Source organism: Enterococcus sp. LJL120 (assembly GCF_054871765.1).
Genome location: NZ_JBTXLV010000009.1, coordinates 132,969 through 150,389 on the forward strand (window position 1 = coordinate 132,969; position 17,421 = coordinate 150,389).

At 34.8% G+C, this 17,421-nt stretch carries 19 protein-coding genes; 5 read left to right on the forward strand and 14 right to left on the reverse strand.

The annotated features are described in order from the left end of the window. Positions 1-253: 253 nt before the first annotated feature. The 3 genes from ACYSNU_RS15230 to ACYSNU_RS15240 form a co-directional block, all read right to left on the reverse strand. A complete protein-coding gene (locus tag ACYSNU_RS15230) occupies positions 254-793 on the reverse strand; it encodes a nucleoside/nucleotide kinase family protein (protein WP_461738047.1) in 540 nt (179 codons plus the stop codon). 570 nt (positions 794-1,363) lie between these two features. Continuing rightward, the gene (locus ACYSNU_RS15235; RefSeq protein WP_461738048.1) at positions 1,364-2,005 is read right to left on the reverse strand and encodes an SGNH/GDSL hydrolase family protein; all 642 of its coding nucleotides are present in this window, start codon (positions 2,003-2,005) and stop codon (positions 1,364-1,366) included. A 27-nt stretch (positions 2,006-2,032) separates the two neighbouring features. Continuing rightward, the gene (locus ACYSNU_RS15240; protein ID WP_461738049.1) at positions 2,033-2,335 is read right to left on the reverse strand and encodes a hypothetical protein; all 303 of its coding nucleotides are present in this window, start codon (positions 2,333-2,335) and stop codon (positions 2,033-2,035) included. A gap of 15 nt (positions 2,336-2,350) precedes the next feature. Between ACYSNU_RS15240 and ACYSNU_RS15245 the strand changes: the two genes are divergently transcribed. The 3 genes from ACYSNU_RS15245 to ACYSNU_RS15255 all read left to right on the forward strand — a co-directional run bounded on the left by ACYSNU_RS15245 (position 2,351) and on the right by ACYSNU_RS15255 (position 3,800). Further along, positions 2,351-2,542, forward strand: coding sequence for a hypothetical protein (locus tag ACYSNU_RS15245; RefSeq protein WP_461738050.1), 192 nt, complete (start codon positions 2,351-2,353; stop codon positions 2,540-2,542). 81 nt (positions 2,543-2,623) lie between these two features. Next, positions 2,624-3,361, forward strand: coding sequence for an SDR family oxidoreductase (locus ACYSNU_RS15250; RefSeq protein WP_461738051.1), 738 nt, complete (start codon positions 2,624-2,626; stop codon positions 3,359-3,361). Positions 3,362-3,440: 79 nt separating this feature from the next. Then, entirely contained in the window at positions 3,441-3,800 is a 360-nt protein-coding gene (locus ACYSNU_RS15255; protein ID WP_461738052.1) for a MerR family transcriptional regulator, read from the forward strand. Between the two features lie 524 nt (positions 3,801-4,324). On the opposite strand, the gene ACYSNU_RS15260 is transcribed toward ACYSNU_RS15255, so the two are convergent. From ACYSNU_RS15260 to ACYSNU_RS15270, 3 genes are read right to left on the reverse strand one after another with little or no spacing between them, the layout of a single operon-like run. Beyond that, complete coding sequence (locus ACYSNU_RS15260; RefSeq protein ID WP_461738053.1) at positions 4,325-5,401, reverse strand: hypothetical protein; 1,077 nt, start codon at positions 5,399-5,401, stop codon at positions 4,325-4,327. Next, complete coding sequence (locus ACYSNU_RS15265) at positions 5,398-5,916, reverse strand: FUSC family protein (protein WP_461738054.1); 519 nt, start codon at positions 5,914-5,916, stop codon at positions 5,398-5,400. Before ACYSNU_RS15265 ends, ACYSNU_RS15260 begins: the two co-directional genes overlap by 4 nt. A 19-nt stretch (positions 5,917-5,935) precedes the next feature. Beyond that, a complete protein-coding gene (locus ACYSNU_RS15270) occupies positions 5,936-7,312 on the reverse strand; it encodes a glycoside-pentoside-hexuronide (GPH):cation symporter (protein ID WP_461738055.1) in 1,377 nt (458 codons plus the stop codon). Between the two features lie 123 nt (positions 7,313-7,435). Between ACYSNU_RS15270 and ACYSNU_RS15275 the strand changes: the two genes are divergently transcribed. Next, positions 7,436-8,287, forward strand: a complete 852-nt coding sequence (locus tag ACYSNU_RS15275) for a LysR family transcriptional regulator (RefSeq protein WP_461738056.1) — start codon at positions 7,436-7,438, stop codon at positions 8,285-8,287. A 326-nt stretch (positions 8,288-8,613) separates the two neighbouring features. On the opposite strand, the gene ACYSNU_RS15280 is transcribed toward ACYSNU_RS15275, so the two are convergent. From ACYSNU_RS15280 to ACYSNU_RS15310, 7 genes are all read right to left on the reverse strand, one after another. Next, positions 8,614-9,822 carry a DUF6179 domain-containing protein gene (locus ACYSNU_RS15280; RefSeq protein ID WP_461738057.1) on the reverse strand — a complete coding sequence of 403 codons (1,209 nt, stop codon included), beginning with the start codon at positions 9,820-9,822 and terminating at the stop codon, positions 8,614-8,616. A gap of 11 nt (positions 9,823-9,833) precedes the next feature. Continuing rightward, a complete protein-coding gene (locus ACYSNU_RS15285) occupies positions 9,834-10,241 on the reverse strand; it encodes a DUF6323 family protein (RefSeq protein ID WP_461738058.1) in 408 nt (135 codons plus the stop codon). 539 nt (positions 10,242-10,780) lie between these two features. Next, entirely contained in the window at positions 10,781-11,095 is a 315-nt protein-coding gene (locus ACYSNU_RS15290; protein ID WP_461738059.1) for a DUF5713 family protein, read from the reverse strand. Positions 11,096-12,182: 1,087 nt separating this feature from the next. Continuing rightward, positions 12,183-12,596 (reverse strand): type II toxin-antitoxin system death-on-curing family toxin, encoded by a 414-nt coding sequence (locus ACYSNU_RS15295; RefSeq protein WP_461738060.1) that lies wholly within the window; start codon positions 12,594-12,596, stop codon positions 12,183-12,185. Beyond that, positions 12,593-12,832 carry an AbrB/MazE/SpoVT family DNA-binding domain-containing protein gene (locus ACYSNU_RS15300; RefSeq protein ID WP_461738061.1) on the reverse strand — a complete coding sequence of 80 codons (240 nt, stop codon included), beginning with the start codon at positions 12,830-12,832 and terminating at the stop codon, positions 12,593-12,595. Before ACYSNU_RS15300 ends, ACYSNU_RS15295 begins: the two co-directional genes overlap by 4 nt. 295 nt (positions 12,833-13,127) lie before the next feature. Further along, on the reverse strand, positions 13,128-13,787 hold the full coding sequence (locus tag ACYSNU_RS15305) for a zf-HC2 domain-containing protein (RefSeq protein ID WP_461738062.1): 660 nt from the start codon (positions 13,785-13,787) through the stop codon (positions 13,128-13,130). After that, positions 13,771-14,262, reverse strand: a complete 492-nt coding sequence (locus ACYSNU_RS15310) for an RNA polymerase sigma factor (RefSeq protein WP_461738068.1) — start codon at positions 14,260-14,262, stop codon at positions 13,771-13,773. The genes ACYSNU_RS15305 and ACYSNU_RS15310 overlap by 17 nt, the downstream gene beginning before the upstream one ends. Positions 14,263-14,564: 302 nt before the next feature. Between ACYSNU_RS15310 and ACYSNU_RS15315 the strand changes: the two genes are divergently transcribed. Further along, positions 14,565-15,422 (forward strand): GNAT family N-acetyltransferase, encoded by an 858-nt coding sequence (locus tag ACYSNU_RS15315; protein ID WP_461738063.1) that lies wholly within the window; start codon positions 14,565-14,567, stop codon positions 15,420-15,422. A gap of 473 nt (positions 15,423-15,895) precedes the next feature. On the opposite strand, the gene ACYSNU_RS15320 is transcribed toward ACYSNU_RS15315, so the two are convergent. Then, entirely contained in the window at positions 15,896-16,966 is a 1,071-nt protein-coding gene (locus ACYSNU_RS15320; protein ID WP_461738064.1) for a helix-turn-helix domain-containing protein, read from the reverse strand. Positions 16,967-17,421 lie beyond the last annotated feature (455 nt).

Consider the following 17,421-nt stretch of genomic DNA (forward strand, 5'->3'; position numbering starts at 1 on the left):
CACGAGAGATTCTTTTTAGGTTGGTCTTGGGGAATTTTGGAAACTTGTCATTTGAGGGGGCTGAAAATGTACGGATGTTCAACTTAAATCAATATTTTTAATGTGCTGATTTAGATAATATTCAAAATTTTTTCCTCGTTCATACCCTTTATGTTTTTAGTTTTAAAAAGTTATATAGACAACTTCTATTGAAATATTCAACTAATATTGGATTCAATTCTTTTCAAATAGTCATTAGCGATTGTAATTTAATTCAAACAACATGCAAGTCTTTCAATTTGCTTAAATGTTTTTCAAAAGTCTCTGTTCCATCTAAAATGTGGTCAGCAGTTGAGGAGATTAATCGGTCCTGCTCTAAAAAAATGGGACGGGCATAAGTCAAATAGCTATCCATCCAGTTCAGAATATCTGTCTTACTTTTATTGGCATAATCTCTGAGAACCAGTCGAGCTAAAGCCACATCTAAAGGTGTTTTCAAATAGATAACAACGTCAATATATGGTTTCAAACTATCATGTTCATAGCCAAAAGGAAAATCAATAAAGATAAAATTATACTGGACCAATGCTTCTGTTAAATCAGTTAATAATTCACTAATGTCATACTGGTTGACAGCTTTTTTAGAATTTTCTAAAAACTGATCGAAAGACGGTGCAGATGGTAAAGCATCAATATTATAATCATCAAATGAAATAGCCCTTGAATGTGGGACAGTTTTAGTTAGCTGTTGAATAAGTGTTGTTTTTCCTCCAGCTGTTACACCACTAATAACAATTACTTTAGCTTTTGACATGATATAACACCTCCTCCTGATTAATATTTATAAGTAGAATACTTGTATTTGTCATCGAAGTAGTAAAAACTAGCAATAATTTCTTATCATCTCTAGATTTATCTCTATGGTTCGGCGAATGCAGTCTTAAAAAGAGATAGCGGCTTTTTTGATACTATCATTTCCATTCTAGTTTGGTCAATTGGAGATATAACTGTAGACAAAAGGAAACCCACCAGCGGGGACTGACGGGTTTAGGATGCTAGTTCAACTTTCTACAGCGTTTATACAATTTTCCGTTCCACTCTTAGTTGAACTGTATACGACCCGATGTTCTTCAAAAAAACCTTTTTTCTGTAGACAAAAAAGGAGCCCATCGGCGGGGACCGATGAGCTAGGAGTAAAAAATGAAAAAGTGTTTTATTGGGTTTGTTTTATTGGGATGAGTTCATAATAACTTGAAGTTATGAATTTTTTGTGGACTTTATATTGTAAAATTTAGAAACGTTTGTGGCGAGTTTATGAAAGCTGTTGATAGATGTAAAACAAATAAGTTTGTCATCAACTATGCCGCTAATATGAAGCCACATTTCATCTATCCAAATCCACAGCTTCCAACCAGGATTTTGCAATAATAGCATGTCCAGGCAGTGACAGATGCACACGGTCTGACGATAGAGCATAAGAAGATTGAATTGCTGTAAATTTGTCCATTTCAGCTTGAATATCAATATATGTCAATGAAAAATTAGCTGCAATCTTTTTTGTGATTTCATTATATTCTGCGACCATTTGTTTCATCGGATCAAGATTATTTGCTTCTAGCATGAATGCAGACAGCAAAATTATCTTTGAATGAGCGGCTAAGCTCTGTTTGATAAGCTCTGTATAAGTCTGCTCAAAAAGTATTTTATTAACTTGTTCTATCTGGGTAAATTTGTTATCAAAATGACGCCAGACATCATTTATTCCTATCATAATGGTTAAATAATCAGGCTTCAAAGCTAAAATTTCCTGCCAACGGGCTTTCAAATCCGTTACTCGATTACCACCAACACCTTGATTGATTATCATCAATTCTTTCTCAGGGTGAAATGCTGTGGTATAAGCATTGATTAAACTAACATATCCTTCCCCTAGAGAATCGACAGCACCAATTGTTGTATTGTAATTACGATTACAATCAGTGATAGAGTCACCGACGAATACTAAGCGATTATGCTTATCAAACATATGCTAACTCCTTTTTGTTTATGATTTCTATCCTAATTTAGCTTCATCTGAAAGTACAATCTTATCACTAAACTTCCCTTCCGTTTCAAAAATAATTATTTCATTTTCACCTAACTTTAATAAAGGACCTGGGATATATAAACGCTCCTGCGGGCCAATCTCCCAGAAGCGACCAATGTTAAACCCATTGACAGTAACAAAACCTTTCCCCCAGCCACGACAATCAATAAAAGTATCGCCAATCTCAGTCACGTCAAAGGTAAATTTATAAAAACTTGGCGTACCAGAAATAAAATCACCAGAAAAATCGATTTTCTCTAAGTTATCCATCGGCAGAGAATAGATTTGCCACTGGCAAAGATTGCTGACGGTCAGAATCAGGAAGTGGATTATCAAAAACCTTATGGGAAAAACTTTAATACAAGTGAAGAATTAGCAGATTTTATCTGGCAACTTTCCACCAGCAATGCCTTGGTAGGCATAGTGAATGACGCTATGCGGCTGGATTTATTATCAGAGAAAACACCACATTTTTAAATTAATCGAACAAACCACTTGTCTTAGACCTACTCTAAGTTGTTATAGTTAAACCATCAAAGAATAAAGGAGTTTTTATTTATGTCAAAAGTAATCGTAGTTACTGGTGCTTCAAGCGGAATCGGTGAAGCAACCGCAAAAATGTTAGCAAAAGCAGGAAATCAGCTAGTTTTAGCTGCTCGTCGTGAAGATAAGTTAAAGGAAATTGTTGCTGTTATTCGTGAAGCAGGTGGCGAAGCGGTCTACATTCTCGCTGATGTATCAAAGTTTGCTGAAAATCAAAAAATTTCTCAACTAGCAATCGATGAGTTTGGTCGGATTGATGTTTGGATAAACAATGCTGGTTTAATGCCCCTTTCCGAGTTTGCCAAGGGCAAAGTTGATGAGTGGGATTGCATGGTTGATGTTAATTTGAAGGGTACTTTATATGGCATTGATGCAGCTTTGCCTCAAATGCGTGCTCAAAAATCTGGTCAGTTCATTAATATTGGCTCAATTTCTTCTCACCAATCGGGACCAGCTGCTGGTGTTTATGCAGCAACTAAGTTTGGCGTTTGGGCAGCTTCAGAGGCATTGCGTCAAGAAGAGGCCATGGCTCAATCTAATATCCGAGTTACGGTAATTGCTCCTGGGGCGATTGATACAGAATTACCAAACCATGTGACGGATAGGGAAAATGCTGAAGGAATGGCTGGCTTTTATTCTTCAACAGCAATTCCGGCAGATCAAGTTGCTAGAACTGTTCAGTTCGCCATTGATACGCCAGAAAATACCAGCATTAATGAAATTGTTCTACGACCAACTGCGCAAGTATTATAAAAAAATAATTCAATCCCTAGCTTAATTTACTAGCTAAGGGTTAAGTTTAGTATAATAAAGTTAAAGGAGTTGAGCAGTCATGACAATCGGAGAAATTGCAGAGGAACTCAATATTTCCACATACTCTATTCGATTTTATGAGAAAGAAGGTCTGTTAGATGTTCCTAGAAGTAGTCGAGGAATTCGTGAGTTTGATGAGCAATCTATTACAAGTCTAAAAGCCATTTTGCATTATCGTAACGTTGGCATGAGTTTAGAAGATATCAAAAAAATCTTTGTAAACTTTGAGAACCATGAGCTTTCTATTCAACTTTTAAAAGAAACCAAGACCGAACTGGATCAAAAGATTGCGGAACTAGAAGCGACTCGTGAATACTTGATTTATAAGATTGGTTTACACGAAAGAATTGCCCGAGAAAAAAGTGAAAAGTCTAGCTGAAAAGCTGGGCTTTTATTTTATGCTTGCTACTAATGCCACTAATCCCGGAGTTCATTCACTGTATGTGTCAACAATATAAGTCCAAAAAACTAGCTCTCACCTAATAGTATGGTAAGAGCTAGTTACTTATTTTGAGTAGATGAAATAAGTCTTTAGTCCACTAGATCCTGAGTTAGTTAATTCAGTCAAACTGTGAGATTGATATTTCTTAAAAGCTCTGTCATGCTACTAAATCAAGGCCCCTGATCCCAACGATTACACTAGGAATAAAAAATGATACCTACTAGTTTCAAAACTAAACAAAGTCATTATTGGAAAAATCTAAATGAATTCGATAACAAAAATACTGACGAAAGCTCCAATCAAAACAAATTAATTGTCGCTTCCATCAGTTCGTGTACGTATCTCGCTATTAATATCACCCAAAATCAGTTTGTTTATTTTCTTGATGGCAATGAAACAGTCTTAAAAAAATGGAAATACACAAATTTAGTTACCAGGTTTCAGATAATTATTTAAATTTTTTACTTAACACCATCTATGACAATTGGATTGTAGATACTCTCACCAGTTTCCACGTCACGACTAAAGTGCTTTAAATAGTCCCAAATGATTGGAGAGTGGTACGCTGTTTGTTCATGAGGTAAGCCTTCACCTGCTACAAAGCGAGCTATTGTATTATGCTTTTTATCTTTATAATCTCCAACAAACCAATCAAGTCCCTCCATATGAATGGTATAGGTTTTATCAAAGTTGAAGCCAAAAGCTCTTTTTGCTGGATTTTTCGTTTCTCGAATTATTTTTTTTGATTTTTCAAGGCTTAATTTTTTAAAATTGTCTATCTGTGCAAATTCTTTAATCCAGATATTAAAATTCTCAATTGCCTCAGCAGTTTCAAGTGGGTAACGATCCCCACCATCCATAGTTCCACCTACACAGATAAAAGGCATTCGATATTTTGCTAATTTTTGATAATATTCTGGGTGGTTGTACCAAACACCTTTATAAAAGAGGTTTGCCCCTGGATCAGGAGATACAGCAGCTACTAATTGAGGATTCGTACTTGCTATCACTCCAGTTGCATCTGAACCGGCAGAATAGCCTGCAGCATAAATTCTTTCTTCATCGACCGGATAGCCATTTGTAATTACTTCTTGAATAATTCTAGGAAATTCAGTCTCAACTTCCTCATTTGAATAACCACCATTTTCAGCACAAATACAGATGAATTTCTGATTACCGACCATTGCTGGAAACCCTGTAACCTCAGCTTGACTAATGTTTGACATCCCTCCATGTGAAACGTAGATTAATGCATATTTTTTTGAAAAATCTAATTCTAAAGGTGTAAAAATGGAATAACGATGCTCTCCAGAATTCTTACCAGTATTGTATAATTCTTTTTTTACACCTAGACTTTGCCAGTAAGCTAATAAGTCAGGGTGCATTTCATCTTCTTTAAACTCCTCATAAATTTTCTTCATTTGGATAACATTTTGTCCAGCTTCTGTTTGGTCAAAAGCTGTTTGATTAAAACCAGTTACAGCGTGAGCGAATTGGTGACCACCTTCTGGTGGACCAACAGGGATATACATACTCATGATAATTTACCTCCATTAATTTGTTGTCTATGTGTAGATGTGAGAATGCTAATTTTTGTAATTAGCAAAGCAATAATAATACCCAGAACTGTGCTTAAAATTCTTAAAAGACAATAGATGATTCGTTGTTCACCAGTTTGAACCGTGATAACTAATATAAACGTAATTACCCCAATTCTTGAAAAGATGTATGGAAGTTTGGCCCAATGACAAAAAATGAAAGTTACCAAGACGCCTAAAAATATAGAACAGATAAAAAGCGCATTGTTTTGAAAAAAGTCATCTACTAGTACAACAATGACACCAGCCAGACCTCCACAAACTGTTAAGATAACTCGACTTAAACTAGTTTTTATAGTTTCTTGTAATTGGTTATTAAGACACAAGATAACTGCAAAACTTGCAGAGGTGAATTGCAAGAGAGGGAACAAAACTGTCAAAAGGTAGCAAATAATTACAGCGATTGCAATCTTTAAATCTAGAGAAAAAGAATTTCCAATCTTTAGCTTTTGCAAAAAAACACCTCCAAATTAACTATTTATAAGTTTTTAGTTCTTCTATTATTTGTGGATACTTTTTATCCAAATTATAAAAAGTCATGATAATACAGCAGAGCGCTGTCATAATTAATGGAGCAATGACGTAGGTTGTTGAGATTGCTGTCAAAGCTTGACCAGTCTGTTGAACACTTCCAGCAACATAACCACCTATAGCCAGAATTAGGCTAGCTAAAGCGCCACCTAAACCTGTTCCAAGTTTTTCGCCAAATGTACTTAGAGAAGAAATCAGACCCTGCGAGCGAACACCATTCTTCCATTGGCCATAATCCACACAATCAGCAATCATCGAATATAGCAAACCCATCAAGAAGCCATTCCCAAAATTGGAAATAAAACTGCCTATAAATAGAAAAGGTAGAAACTGTGAGCTAAAAAATACCAAAATTTGTCCGAGAAGATTGAACAGCATTCCAATGATGACACAATTACGTTTAGAAAAAATTTTATTTAGCCGAGGTACAATTAAAATACTTAAAAGTGCTGCATAATTCATTAACAGTAAGACCGACATCAACTCGACACTGCCAATTTGATATTTCAAATAGTAAATTGCGCCTGAATTTTTTAATGTGGTAGAGATTGCATTAATTAGGTTCACAGCAATACAGATAAACAACGGCCAATTATTTTTTAATGCTATAAAAGACTTTACAACAGAAATTTTCTCTTTAGAATCTTCCATAACCACTTCTTTTGTTTGTTGATTTTTTTCTTTAATATTGAAAAAGCATAATAATGCACAAACTGCAGCAAAAGTCCCATAAACAGCAGCTGTCAGAAAATATCCTCGACCTTCATCACCCTTACCAAAAAATAATACTAAAGGAATGGTGATAACAGAAGACACTGCTCCGGCAATCTGGCCTCCCGCCATACGCCATGAATTTACTGCCGTTCTTTCTTGTGGATCTGACGTCATACTAGATAAGATAGAAATTAGAGGCACATTCAAAGAAGCACTACAAAAGCTGTATCCAATGTAAAATATATAAGCTAACACCATTTTTAAGCTCGCACTAACATCGGGGGCCGTAAAATTTAAAATAAAGAAAATTCCAAGCGGAATGGCATCGCCTAAGAACCAGGGACGGCATTTTCCCCATTTAGTATTCGTTTTATCAACTAAAACTCCAATTACTGGATTACACAAAGCTTCAACAATTCTCACAGTTAACAAAAGTGTTCCAACTGTTGCTAGGCTAATTTTTAAAATATCAGTATAAAAATAAGTTAAATATGTTACCAAAAAGATATTCAGAATCGTAGAAGATGCATCACCCAATCCATAGGCAAATTTTGAACTTATTGGCACCTTTTCGGAAATCATTTTTTCATCTGTTGTCACCTGCATACAAATCCCTCCTATTTTCAAAAAAAGAAGCGCTTTCTTTACCTAAATAATAAATCTTTTTTTGATTGTTCAGCAATTCGAAATCTGTTAAACTTTATGCAGAAGTTGCATGGAGGTTTATTAATGAATATTGATTATTTGGAAGAATTTATTGAATTAGTAAAAGAATTAAATTTTTTTAATGCAGCAGAAAATCTATTTATCTCCCAATCAACCTTATCCAGGCATATCCAAAAACTTGAAAAAGATTTGGGTGTTCCTATTTTTTTCCGTTCTAGTAAAGGTGTGGCCCTAACAGAGTATGGTCGATTATTCTTAGCCTATGCTGAAAAAGTCACCTCACTAAACAAAGACTTAAAAATTGATATTGAAAATCATCTTAGACATATTGATAAATCAATTGTCATTGCTGCAGATTATAATATCATGAACTTAATTTTATCCTTTACCAAGATAAATTCGGAGTTCTCAATTCAAGTAATTGATAGTGGATTGTTTTCTTATGAAAATCTACTCAATAATAGTATTCAATTTGTTTTCTCAAGTGAAAAAATGTCTTTACAAAACACTAATATCCGAAGTGACTTATATGCAGAAGATGAGTATGTAATTGTATTAAATAAAAGTAATCCTCTTTCATCAAAAGACATATTAGCTATTGATGATTTGAAAAATGAAAAGTTTGTTATGCCTAAAAATTATAGTAATGCGGAAAAATTAATAAAAAAGTTGGGAATTTCTTCAAAAATTGTTTTTTCTGGATATACAGGTAGCAACATCATTGATCTGATTGAAAATAACTTGGGAATCTCCTTACTCTTGAAAAAGACTTTAATAGGAAAACTTCCTGAAAATGTTGTCGAAATACCAATTAAGACGGCGACTGAAATGCAGGTTTATGTAAATTGTTTAGACTATAATCAACTTTCAATTGCTTCACAACTTTTCTATAATTATATCTTTGAAAATCCCTAGCTAAATGAACCTTCTTAGCCGTTGTTATCAATCAAAAACATTAAAAATAATAAATTATTTCTTATGGATATTTTTAATAATCAAGCGTCTTTTTCACAAGAAAAGACCCGCCAAACCAATTTTTGGCGGGTTACTCTCGAATTACTTAGTATAACATGATTTATGTGATCCTTCAGAAATCCATCTCATAAACTATCGTTTTTGATACACAGGAATAAACAAATAATCCACCAAGAATTGTCTTGGTGAATAGTAATTTTTATGAGTATATGAAACCCGTCGTTAGTGGACTCATTGAATTTTTTACTTTAAGATTTTATCCAAATTTATGAGAAATCGCGTTCACCAATTGTCAACTGTTGAAAAGCGGCGTTGATTATCGTTTTTTGGTGTAGGCTAGTTCTCTGAATAAAGTGCTGTATGGTATCAATAATCCTATCATCCGGAGGTACTTGCATGACTTCCTCCCAAGAGGTTAACATCCCTTCCTGATATTGATTTATCACTAACAATAGCCCTAAGCCTAGTTCAAATGGAATCCCTTCAGCTAGTTTTTTACAAAAAGCATCTGATACAATATCTTGGTTCAAAAAATCTAATAAGTCATAAGGGGAGTCTAATTTTTCTAGAAGAACATTTACTTGGCTATTTTGATTCTGTTGCGTGTTAAACCTTTCCAACATAGCGTTAAAATTTGCCTCAGACATAGCTGGATGTAACACTAGTTCTTGTGTTTTTGGTTCTTCTACCAAGAGAACATTGTAAACTGAGGTTACGTGATCCAAATTGGTTATCCTCTGCATAAATTGTTGCGAACTCTTCTTATGGTAACTATTCTCATCAAGAAATTGCTTTAAATCACTAGAAAGACGATTTTTTTTAATATGCTGATACACATATTCTGCTTCTGGCTTAGTAACGACTAAAGAGGATGAATTCGAGCCACTAATCCTTTTGGCTAACCATTGAATGAATACAATTTGATAGAGATTATTAATGTCCTTTCTATAATCAAATTTCAATCTCTGTGTATAGATTTGCAGTAATTCTTTTATTTGTTTGGGAGGGAATTGTAGAATAAATTCATTTTCTATTGATAAACTTGTGAGATATTGCTTAATAAAATCAACACCTTGGTAGAAAATGTCGTCAACAGGATTGGCTAGTTGGTAATCAATAAAACTCGCTCCAGAAACATGAGCACTGTATTCCAGATCATAGGTAGAAAAAAATGTCTCCAAAGCGCTTAACGTATCTTCAATAGAGTCGATGCCATAACTCTGATAGTTCGTTTTAATTTTTTGGTACAAGACCTTTGTTTCTTGGATAGTAAGGGTCAAATTTTTTATGCCATCTTCATAACGCTCGGCAATTGATTGGCCACTTGAAGCATGATTCAAAGCAAAATTGATGGACAAACGAATGTTTTCGATTTCATCTACTGAAATTACGCTTGAACCACTCAAACGTTTCCGAACCTGTTGAATCAAAAAATACTGAAAATCCTTTTTATTGAAAGAGGTTATCTCCCACATACTTATTCCTCCTATTTCAAATCTGGAAAATCTTCAATATAACCTTGAAGATATTCTAGGTTTCCATCAAACATTTTATAAATAGTCCAAATCTTGTCCCAAATAGCTTCATCTTCAGCAGGTTGTATACTGTGTAAATAATAAAAACTTTCTTGCAAGACATCCACAGTAATCAAGTATTGATTCTTCGTCATAATTTCGTCTTGAGCAATCTGTTCCATGAAATGAGAGACATTCTTTAAGCTAAAATCTATTAAGTGATTATCCTTTAAAGCTTGTTCTCTGCTATCTAACACCATTTCAACATCTGCACTTGTTAATTGAAAACTTTGCTTATTCTCCTGTAAAACCTGATTCACTTTTTGAATCAGTTGGAGTTTGTTCTGCTCATTAAATAACGATAAACCATAGTCCTCCATATTGGTCAGCCCCTTTCGTACAGACTAAATATCACAGTCTATGAAAAAGAGCAATCTTGAATTTTGGCGCATTTTGTGGTAATATAAACCTTATAGTAAAGCTAAAAAATAAATAATTTAACACTTCTTTAATTAGTTTGTGACGATAATTAATAGACTATTTTTCATAAAAAAACATAAAAGGATGAGGACCAATCAGGCAAATTGATTGATCCTCATCTTTATGTGATCTTATTATTTTCGCAATATTAGAAGCAGTTTTTTTTTCAGTCCACTAAACCCTGAGTTTATCTACTCACGACTTAGACTGTCTTTAGCAGCTTCAGCATAATTAAATTACGTCTGGTTATCTTCTGGAAATTTCACTTAACTAAATGTTTCGCCTATAAAGTCAAAGTCGCTAACCTCCGTTTTTTTAGTTATATCAATGAGCCGATTGCTTTTTCACATGCAAACACCCGCCAAACTCAGGTTTGGCGGGCTGATTTTTCTAATCTGCATTATGTGAACTAGTGTGTTAAATAGCGATATTCTTTAAATTACCATTCTCTTTCTCGAATAGCATCTTCTACATCAAGCTTTATTTGGTATTGCTTTAATATTAAATATACAGTTTCACCTATGGATTCTCTGGCAACCGTTTCTAATTCGCTACCGTGATTTTCAAATTCCTCTCCCAATTCATTGATAGCAATAGTTGCCTTATCAAATTCAGATTGAATAATTTCTAAATCAGTTTCTCCTTTTTCAAGGACTACAACAACATTTTGCAAAATTGCTTTTAATTTATCTACTAAAACCTTTGGATAATACTCATCTCGATACATATCATAAAGATAATCTTTTTCATCCATAGCATACCCACCCTTTTCTTTTTTAGTTTATTATACCATCAACAAAAAACCTCCCGCAAATTTACTAGATATAAGGATTAGCTGAACTAATTTAGATGCTTTTGGGCAAAGGGCAACTGTGAACTTGTCTATTTTTTTTGTTGCAACTATACTTATAGTAAGCAGTAGGAATAATACATTTAGAAAGAAGGCGTATTTATGACGAAGAAAAGTGGACTGAGTCTCATAATTTTATTCTTGACAGCCTTTGTAATTTTAACGATTTGGGTGCCTGCTACTAGGATTTTTTTCTATAGTCTTCCTTTAGCTAACCTAGGTGTTACGGTTGTTTCTATTTTCCTTTATGTCCTCTCTGTAGTATTTTATAGGCAATACAAATCTAACCTTAGTTTGCTAGCATTTGTTGTTGGTCTAAGTCCCATATTTTTTGTCATTCTAATTCTCATTTCTTTCGCATTAGGTACTCCTCTTGCTCCATAACTTTTGTATTGCATTCTATGGCCATCCTCTTTTTGGAGAATGGCTTTTATTGTACCTGAGAAAAAATTCTTTTTTTCTCAGGTCAAAAGGGAACCCGCCAGCGGGAACTGGCGGGTTTAGGATGCTAGTTCAACTTTCTACAGCGTTTATACAATTTTCCTCTTCACTCCTAGTTGAACTGTATACGGCCGTTGCTCTTCAGAAAAGGTTCACTTTTCTGAAGACAAAAAGGGAGCCCATCGGCGGAGACCGATGGGCTAGGATGCTAGTTCAACTTTCTACAGCACTTATACAATTTTCCACTTACCACTTAGTTGAACTGTATACGACCCGTTGCTCTTCAGAAAAGGTTCCCTCTTCTGAAGACAAAAAGGGAGCCCATCGGCGGGGACCGATAGGCTAGGAGTAAAAAATGAAAAAGTGTTTTATTGGGTTTGTTTTATTGGGATGAGTTCATATTAACCTGAAAATATGAATTTTCTATGGACTTTATATTGTAAAATTTAGGAACTTTTGTGGTGCATTTATGAAATCAATTTTAATCTGTATTGATTTTGAATGTTTATCGAATCAAAAATTAGTCGCCAAGCCACATTGAACCAAAGCTTTACGGTTTTTCCTGAAAGATTTTATCTGATTCTTTAAGATAGCAAGTAACTTCTTCTTTCAAATTATCAAAATTTTTCTGACTCGTCACAATGTTTACTATGAATTGAACCGCTTCTTCTCTGCTAAAACTTGTTGCATATTGATTTACTTTGAAAAAAGTAATCATCGCCACCAGTGCTGTTCGTTTGTTGGCATTTTGAAACGGGTGTCTTTTAGCTAAGTTAATTGCCAAAATTGCAGCCTTGTCATAGATTGAAGGATATAATTCTTTTTCAAAAACGATTTGTTGAGGCTGATTTACAGCCATGTCCAGTGCTGCAGCATCTCGAATACCTACTAATTCACTGGGTGAAATCTGCTTAATAAGCTTGGCATTGATCCGGACAATATCCCGCACCGAAAGATAAATCATAACTCAACCAAATCCTGAAGGGCCTCTTCATATTGCGCCATCACCGAATCAACTAGGGCATCTACATCGACTGCTTCCTTAGCCTTTTCAATTTTTACTGAACCGTCTGCTAGAAAAACATATTCAATTGCCTCGCCGGTTTTAACACCTAAAGCATCCTTCACTTTTTGAGGAATCGTCGTGACATCACTATTGCCTGATTTTCTAATTTTATAGGCTCTTTCCAATTTAGTCATTACTATCACCCTTAAATTTTTAGTATATCTTTATTATACCATGTAGATACTGGACACAAAATATATACAACTTATATAAATAAATGATACAGAAAAAAATACTGCTCTGACAACAAACGATTAAAAATAATCGAAAATAAGAAGTAAAGAAATAAGGAAAAATTTATCAGACAGTTTAGCTTGACCTCACAAATAAAAACACCCGACAATTATTAATTTGTCGGGCATTTGATTATTTTTTAAAGTATTCAAATCATACTAGTAATGAATAACTCCGCAAGTCACAACCATATTTCTACTGGAAATTTACATACAGTTCACTAATTTTGATGGTCTCTTCTTTGTCCTCATATTGGATAGTTAAAGTGTCTCGCTCGGTGAGTTGGTAAATTATTCCGGCTGCATTTTGCAAATAGATGGAGTCTGGCGATGCAAACACGAAACTGATTGTTCCCGCTTCTTGCAATGATGCGTCCGTAAAGAAGCTGCGGGCTTGTTTTATTTTAACAACAGGCTGGTAACCATCTTCTAAGTCACTGTCTGGTTCCAGCAAAGCCAGTGTATAAATATGGTCACGATTTGTGCTATCTGAAAAATCAAGTGTTACTGTCCCATTTTGATGAATGATTGCTTCACTAATATTGCTGGAGTTGGCCATAAAAGATTTGGTATACAGCGCCACACCGATATAGATACTAATCAAAACTAAAGCGGTAATTACCACAGAGAAAAAAATTTTTCTCCGATTGACTCGTTTGATTTTTTTAAGCGGTTCGATTTTTTTGAGCTCTTGGTCTTGATTGACCCCCATATTCTCCTTCATGGACTCATAATAGGCTCGGCAGCTTTCGCAAGTTTTCAGATGATCCTCAATTAGTTGGTTGCTTTCGGGGCTAGTTAGACCATCAATATAACTAGGAATTAAATCTTTAATTACATTATGTTGAATTGTCATCTTGTCTCATCCTCTCAACTATTTTCTGCTTTGCACGGTAAAAAGTAACCCTCGCCCAATTTTCAGATTTCCCAAAAATATCGCCAATTTCTCTAAATGAAAAATCATTCGTCATCCTTAGTAAAACAACTTCTTTTTTTATTTCACTTAGTTCATGAATAATCTGATAAATTCGCACTTTATTTTCCGAGTGTAAAAGCTGTTCATCCGGTCTTGGATCATCATCTGCATAGTTTGCCAGTAATTCATCCGTTACTTTGTGCTGCTTGTTCTTAGCCACATGTTGCCGCCAAAGATTTTTAGAAATTTGACACAACCAAGTGGAAACCTTAGAATTTCCGTGGAAATTTTCAAGCGACTTGATTGCTTGATAGAAGGTTTCTTGCGTTAAATCTTCTGCCAATAACTCATCATTTGTCAGTCCCAATAAAAAACGGTATACCAACTCACCATATTCTTGATACAGCTCATCCATTTTCAAGTCCCCCCCCCCCCGATGCCCCTTCTATCTATTAGTCAGTTTTTGCGACAATTCGTTACAATAAATCTGATAATTTTTCGCAAAACTTTCCTCAATTCAATTTTACACTGTTTTTCCAATCAAAAAAAAACAGCCATGTTGACTGCTCAGCATTTTAACTTGTGGGACTACTGGTCATTCTCTATTCTGAGCGTTAAGTGGCTATGGTACAATTATTTTAAACAGCTCAGAAAGGGGCTCTTCCGATGAAAACAATGGCATAATATTTCACACTAAAATTATGGGAGAAGCACGTGATGGAACTAACAACAGACACAAGGGGTTTATTTACTTTTTATTTAAATAATTTAGCAGACTCGACACCTTACTTTCACTTTACAACGGAACAAACTTGGAACCAGTCTTTTTTTGAGGATACTGATTTCGAAGGAGTACCGAAATTCAAAGAATTATCAACAATAGTAGCCCGCAAAGCCGGTCAAATTGACGGCTTTATTCAATTTGGCTTATCTAATTACAGTTATGATGAACATGGTGAAAAAGACTTTTTGAACCCAATTGCGGTTATTCGCCATATTTATTTCTTAAAAGATAGCCAAGCGGTTGGTCAAAATCTACTTGGTGAAGCGCTGAATTATTTCAGTCAAAAAGAATTTTCTCACTATTATGCTTTTTTCCATGCATTTGGTCTGAGTTTCACCGCATCCCATGGAAAATTGGCAAATAATTTTGATTATATAGAAGCCTTACTCTTAGAAAATGGCTTTAAAATTGAACATGAAAATCTATATTATAGAAAAATTCTAAAAAATGAATCTGCCTTAGAAACTAAACTGGATTTGGAGCATACTCCCAATCCGAATGAAGACACTGAAACCTTGACTTTTTATTTAGATAAAAAGCCTATTGGACAATGTAATATTTTTTATCTTCCAGATGGAAACCGCGTCTATCTACGATGGATTTTTCTCATCGATGAGTATCAAAACAAGGGCTACGGCAGCCAAATGATGGCCGCCCTTTGTCACTATCTCTATCAAAAAAATTATCAGGAACTTCATACGGATACAGCAGATTCTAACTTCAGAGCGCAGCATTATTATTTGAAGAATAATTTTTCGGAGATGGGTAGGACTCGCAGCTATCTAGTTTGAGTATTTTGATTCAATATAGCAGGATTAGCTCCTTTAAGCTTAGACAATTTCTTGATTCGTTTTTGGTTAAACTGTATGCGACCCGATACTCTTCAGAAAAGGTTCCCTTTTCTGAAAACAAAAAGGGAGCCCATCACCGGGGACCGATGGGCTAGGATGCTAGTTCAACTTTCTACAGCGCTTAAAAAATTTTCCACTTTCCACTTAGTTGAACTGTATGCGACCCGTTGCTCTTCAGAAAAGGTTCCCTTTTCTGAAGACAAAAAGGGAGCCCATCGGCGGGGACCGATGGGCTAGGAGTAAAAAATGAAAAAGTGTTTTATTGGGTTTGTTTTATTGGGATGAGTTCATAATAACCGGAATTTGTGAATTTTTTGTGGATTTGCTATTGTAAAAGATTGAAAAATTCATTGCTATGCTGTGAAACTTAATCATATAGACTAACAGGCCTCAATTTCTATAAAAAATCGTCTCTATATCTCTCTTGTGATATTTTCTTGCATCTTACTTTGCCACTTCTCCTTGAGCGTTTGAAATTTAGGATTATCTTTTAAAAAGTTTAGGTCGACGGGTTCAAATAGCTTTTCTAAGTCTTGTGAATAAAACATCTGCGCTAGGTTCACTTCATTTTCAGTTAAATGCTCATAAAGGTGATATTGATGTGGCTTCCAAACCCAATTCTCTTGATCGATTAACTTCTCCAACAGTTTTAAAAATTGGTCTGCATTTTTTTCCAATGCAGCCATCATCAAATTGACTAAACGAACAAAAACTTCTGACAGATGATAATTTTCAACAGTTTGAATAATTATGTTTCCGTAATATTTCATCTCTTTGCTGAGGTCTTTTTCGATTGCTATTTCAAATTTACTGAATAAATAAGAAAGTAAACTAGATGCTGTGCGCATAATTTCAGCTTCAATTTTAGTTAAAGCCGCTTGCTCGTTTCCTTCGGCCCTTAACAGCTGAATCTCTGTGGTTGTCTTATCCAGATGCACGTTTTCTGTTTGAGATAACGCCTGATTAGCTGAATTGTAGTCTCCGAAACGAATCAAATTTCGAACCTTAGCTAATTGAGCTGAAAAACGAATATTTTGATTGTCACTATTTTCTAAAAGGCCGAATAATAGGCTGATTTCTTTAAAAATATCTTTATTCGACGCATCATCCCCCTGCATGATAGCCTCAGCTTCCAATTGTTGGGTCGCAACTAAAATCAGCTTTTCATCATGAGGAAATTCCTTGATTTTTTCTTGTGCAAGTGTCAATCCGACAGGCAAACCTTCATCTTTTAACGTATAAAAAAGCTTTTCAATAAAATTCCCCAACTCGATTGCTGACAGCTCTTCTTCAAAATTAAACAGGGTGTTCAAATCAATTTTTAACAGTCGAGCAAGGCCAGGTAATAACGTAATATCTGGCAAGCTGCTCCCCCGCTCCCATTTACTTACCGCTGGTGCAGAGACATTCAAGGCTAGAGCCACTTGTTCTTGTGTTAGTTGTAGCTCTTTACGTCGTTTAAAAATTACCTCATTCAGCTTCATTTTGCTTCCCCTCTTTGCTTTTCCGGTTGCTGTACTTTCTATCCTAAGCATAAAACGGAATAACAAGATTTACAATGTCGGCGAAGGAAACTTTTTCCAGAGGAATTGAACTGCTAGTTAAGAGAATTAATAGTAGCTTTTGAACGTGCTGGAAAGTGTAAGTCATTGAACGCTGCTTTCCAGATATATAAGCAACTCAATAAAAAATGTTTCTAGCATGAAAAATTCCACACTAATAGATTCAATAGCCATTCAATGGAAAGAATTAACTAATGCAGTTTAAATTCGTGACAATTTAAAAAAGCCCATCAAAATAAATTGATGAGCTCAGACTGTAGACAAATAGACTTTTAGAAGTAAAATTCTTCTAAAAGCCTATTTTTTGTTTTACTCATTCAAATTTGGGCAAAAAAATAAAGGCCTTCTGCCTTTAACTTAGCCAGGTGGCTAATTTC

What these genes read in the sequence shown, in the direction of transcription:
- ACYSNU_RS15240 (WP_461738049.1), bottom strand. Translation starts at nt 2,335, where the DNA reads ATGGATAACTTAGAGAAAATCGATTTTTCTGGTGATTTTATTTCTGGT.
- ACYSNU_RS15275 (WP_461738056.1), top strand. Translation starts at nt 7,436, where the DNA reads ATGAATATTGATTATTTGGAAGAATTTATTGAATTAGTAAAAGAATTA.
- ACYSNU_RS15280 (WP_461738057.1), bottom strand. Translation starts at nt 9,822, where the DNA reads ATGTGGGAGATAACCTCTTTCAATAAAAAGGATTTTCAGTATTTTTTG.
- ACYSNU_RS15230 (WP_461738047.1), bottom strand. Translation starts at nt 793, where the DNA reads ATGTCAAAAGCTAAAGTAATTGTTATTAGTGGTGTAACAGCTGGAGGA.
- ACYSNU_RS15305 (WP_461738062.1), bottom strand. Translation starts at nt 13,787, where the DNA reads ATGACAATTCAACATAATGTAATTAAAGATTTAATTCCTAGTTATATT.
- ACYSNU_RS15310 (WP_461738068.1), bottom strand. Translation starts at nt 14,262, where the DNA reads ATGGATGAGCTGTATCAAGAATATGGTGAGTTGGTATACCGTTTTTTA.
- ACYSNU_RS15255 (WP_461738052.1), top strand. Translation starts at nt 3,441, where the DNA reads ATGACAATCGGAGAAATTGCAGAGGAACTCAATATTTCCACATACTCT.
- ACYSNU_RS15235 (WP_461738048.1), bottom strand. Translation starts at nt 2,005, where the DNA reads ATGTTTGATAAGCATAATCGCTTAGTATTCGTCGGTGACTCTATCACT.
- ACYSNU_RS15300 (WP_461738061.1), bottom strand. Translation starts at nt 12,832, where the DNA reads ATGACTAAATTGGAAAGAGCCTATAAAATTAGAAAATCAGGCAATAGT.
- ACYSNU_RS15250 (WP_461738051.1), top strand. Translation starts at nt 2,624, where the DNA reads ATGTCAAAAGTAATCGTAGTTACTGGTGCTTCAAGCGGAATCGGTGAA.
- ACYSNU_RS15295 (WP_461738060.1), bottom strand. Translation starts at nt 12,596, where the DNA reads ATGATTTATCTTTCGGTGCGGGATATTGTCCGGATCAATGCCAAGCTT.
- ACYSNU_RS15320 (WP_461738064.1), bottom strand. Translation starts at nt 16,966, where the DNA reads ATGAAGCTGAATGAGGTAATTTTTAAACGACGTAAAGAGCTACAACTA.
- ACYSNU_RS15285 (WP_461738058.1), bottom strand. Translation starts at nt 10,241, where the DNA reads ATGGAGGACTATGGTTTATCGTTATTTAATGAGCAGAACAAACTCCAA.
- ACYSNU_RS15270 (WP_461738055.1), bottom strand. Translation starts at nt 7,312, where the DNA reads ATGCAGGTGACAACAGATGAAAAAATGATTTCCGAAAAGGTGCCAATA.
- ACYSNU_RS15260 (WP_461738053.1), bottom strand. Translation starts at nt 5,401, where the DNA reads ATGAGTATGTATATCCCTGTTGGTCCACCAGAAGGTGGTCACCAATTC.
- ACYSNU_RS15290 (WP_461738059.1), bottom strand. Translation starts at nt 11,095, where the DNA reads ATGGATGAAAAAGATTATCTTTATGATATGTATCGAGATGAGTATTAT.
- ACYSNU_RS15315 (WP_461738063.1), top strand. Translation starts at nt 14,565, where the DNA reads ATGGAACTAACAACAGACACAAGGGGTTTATTTACTTTTTATTTAAAT.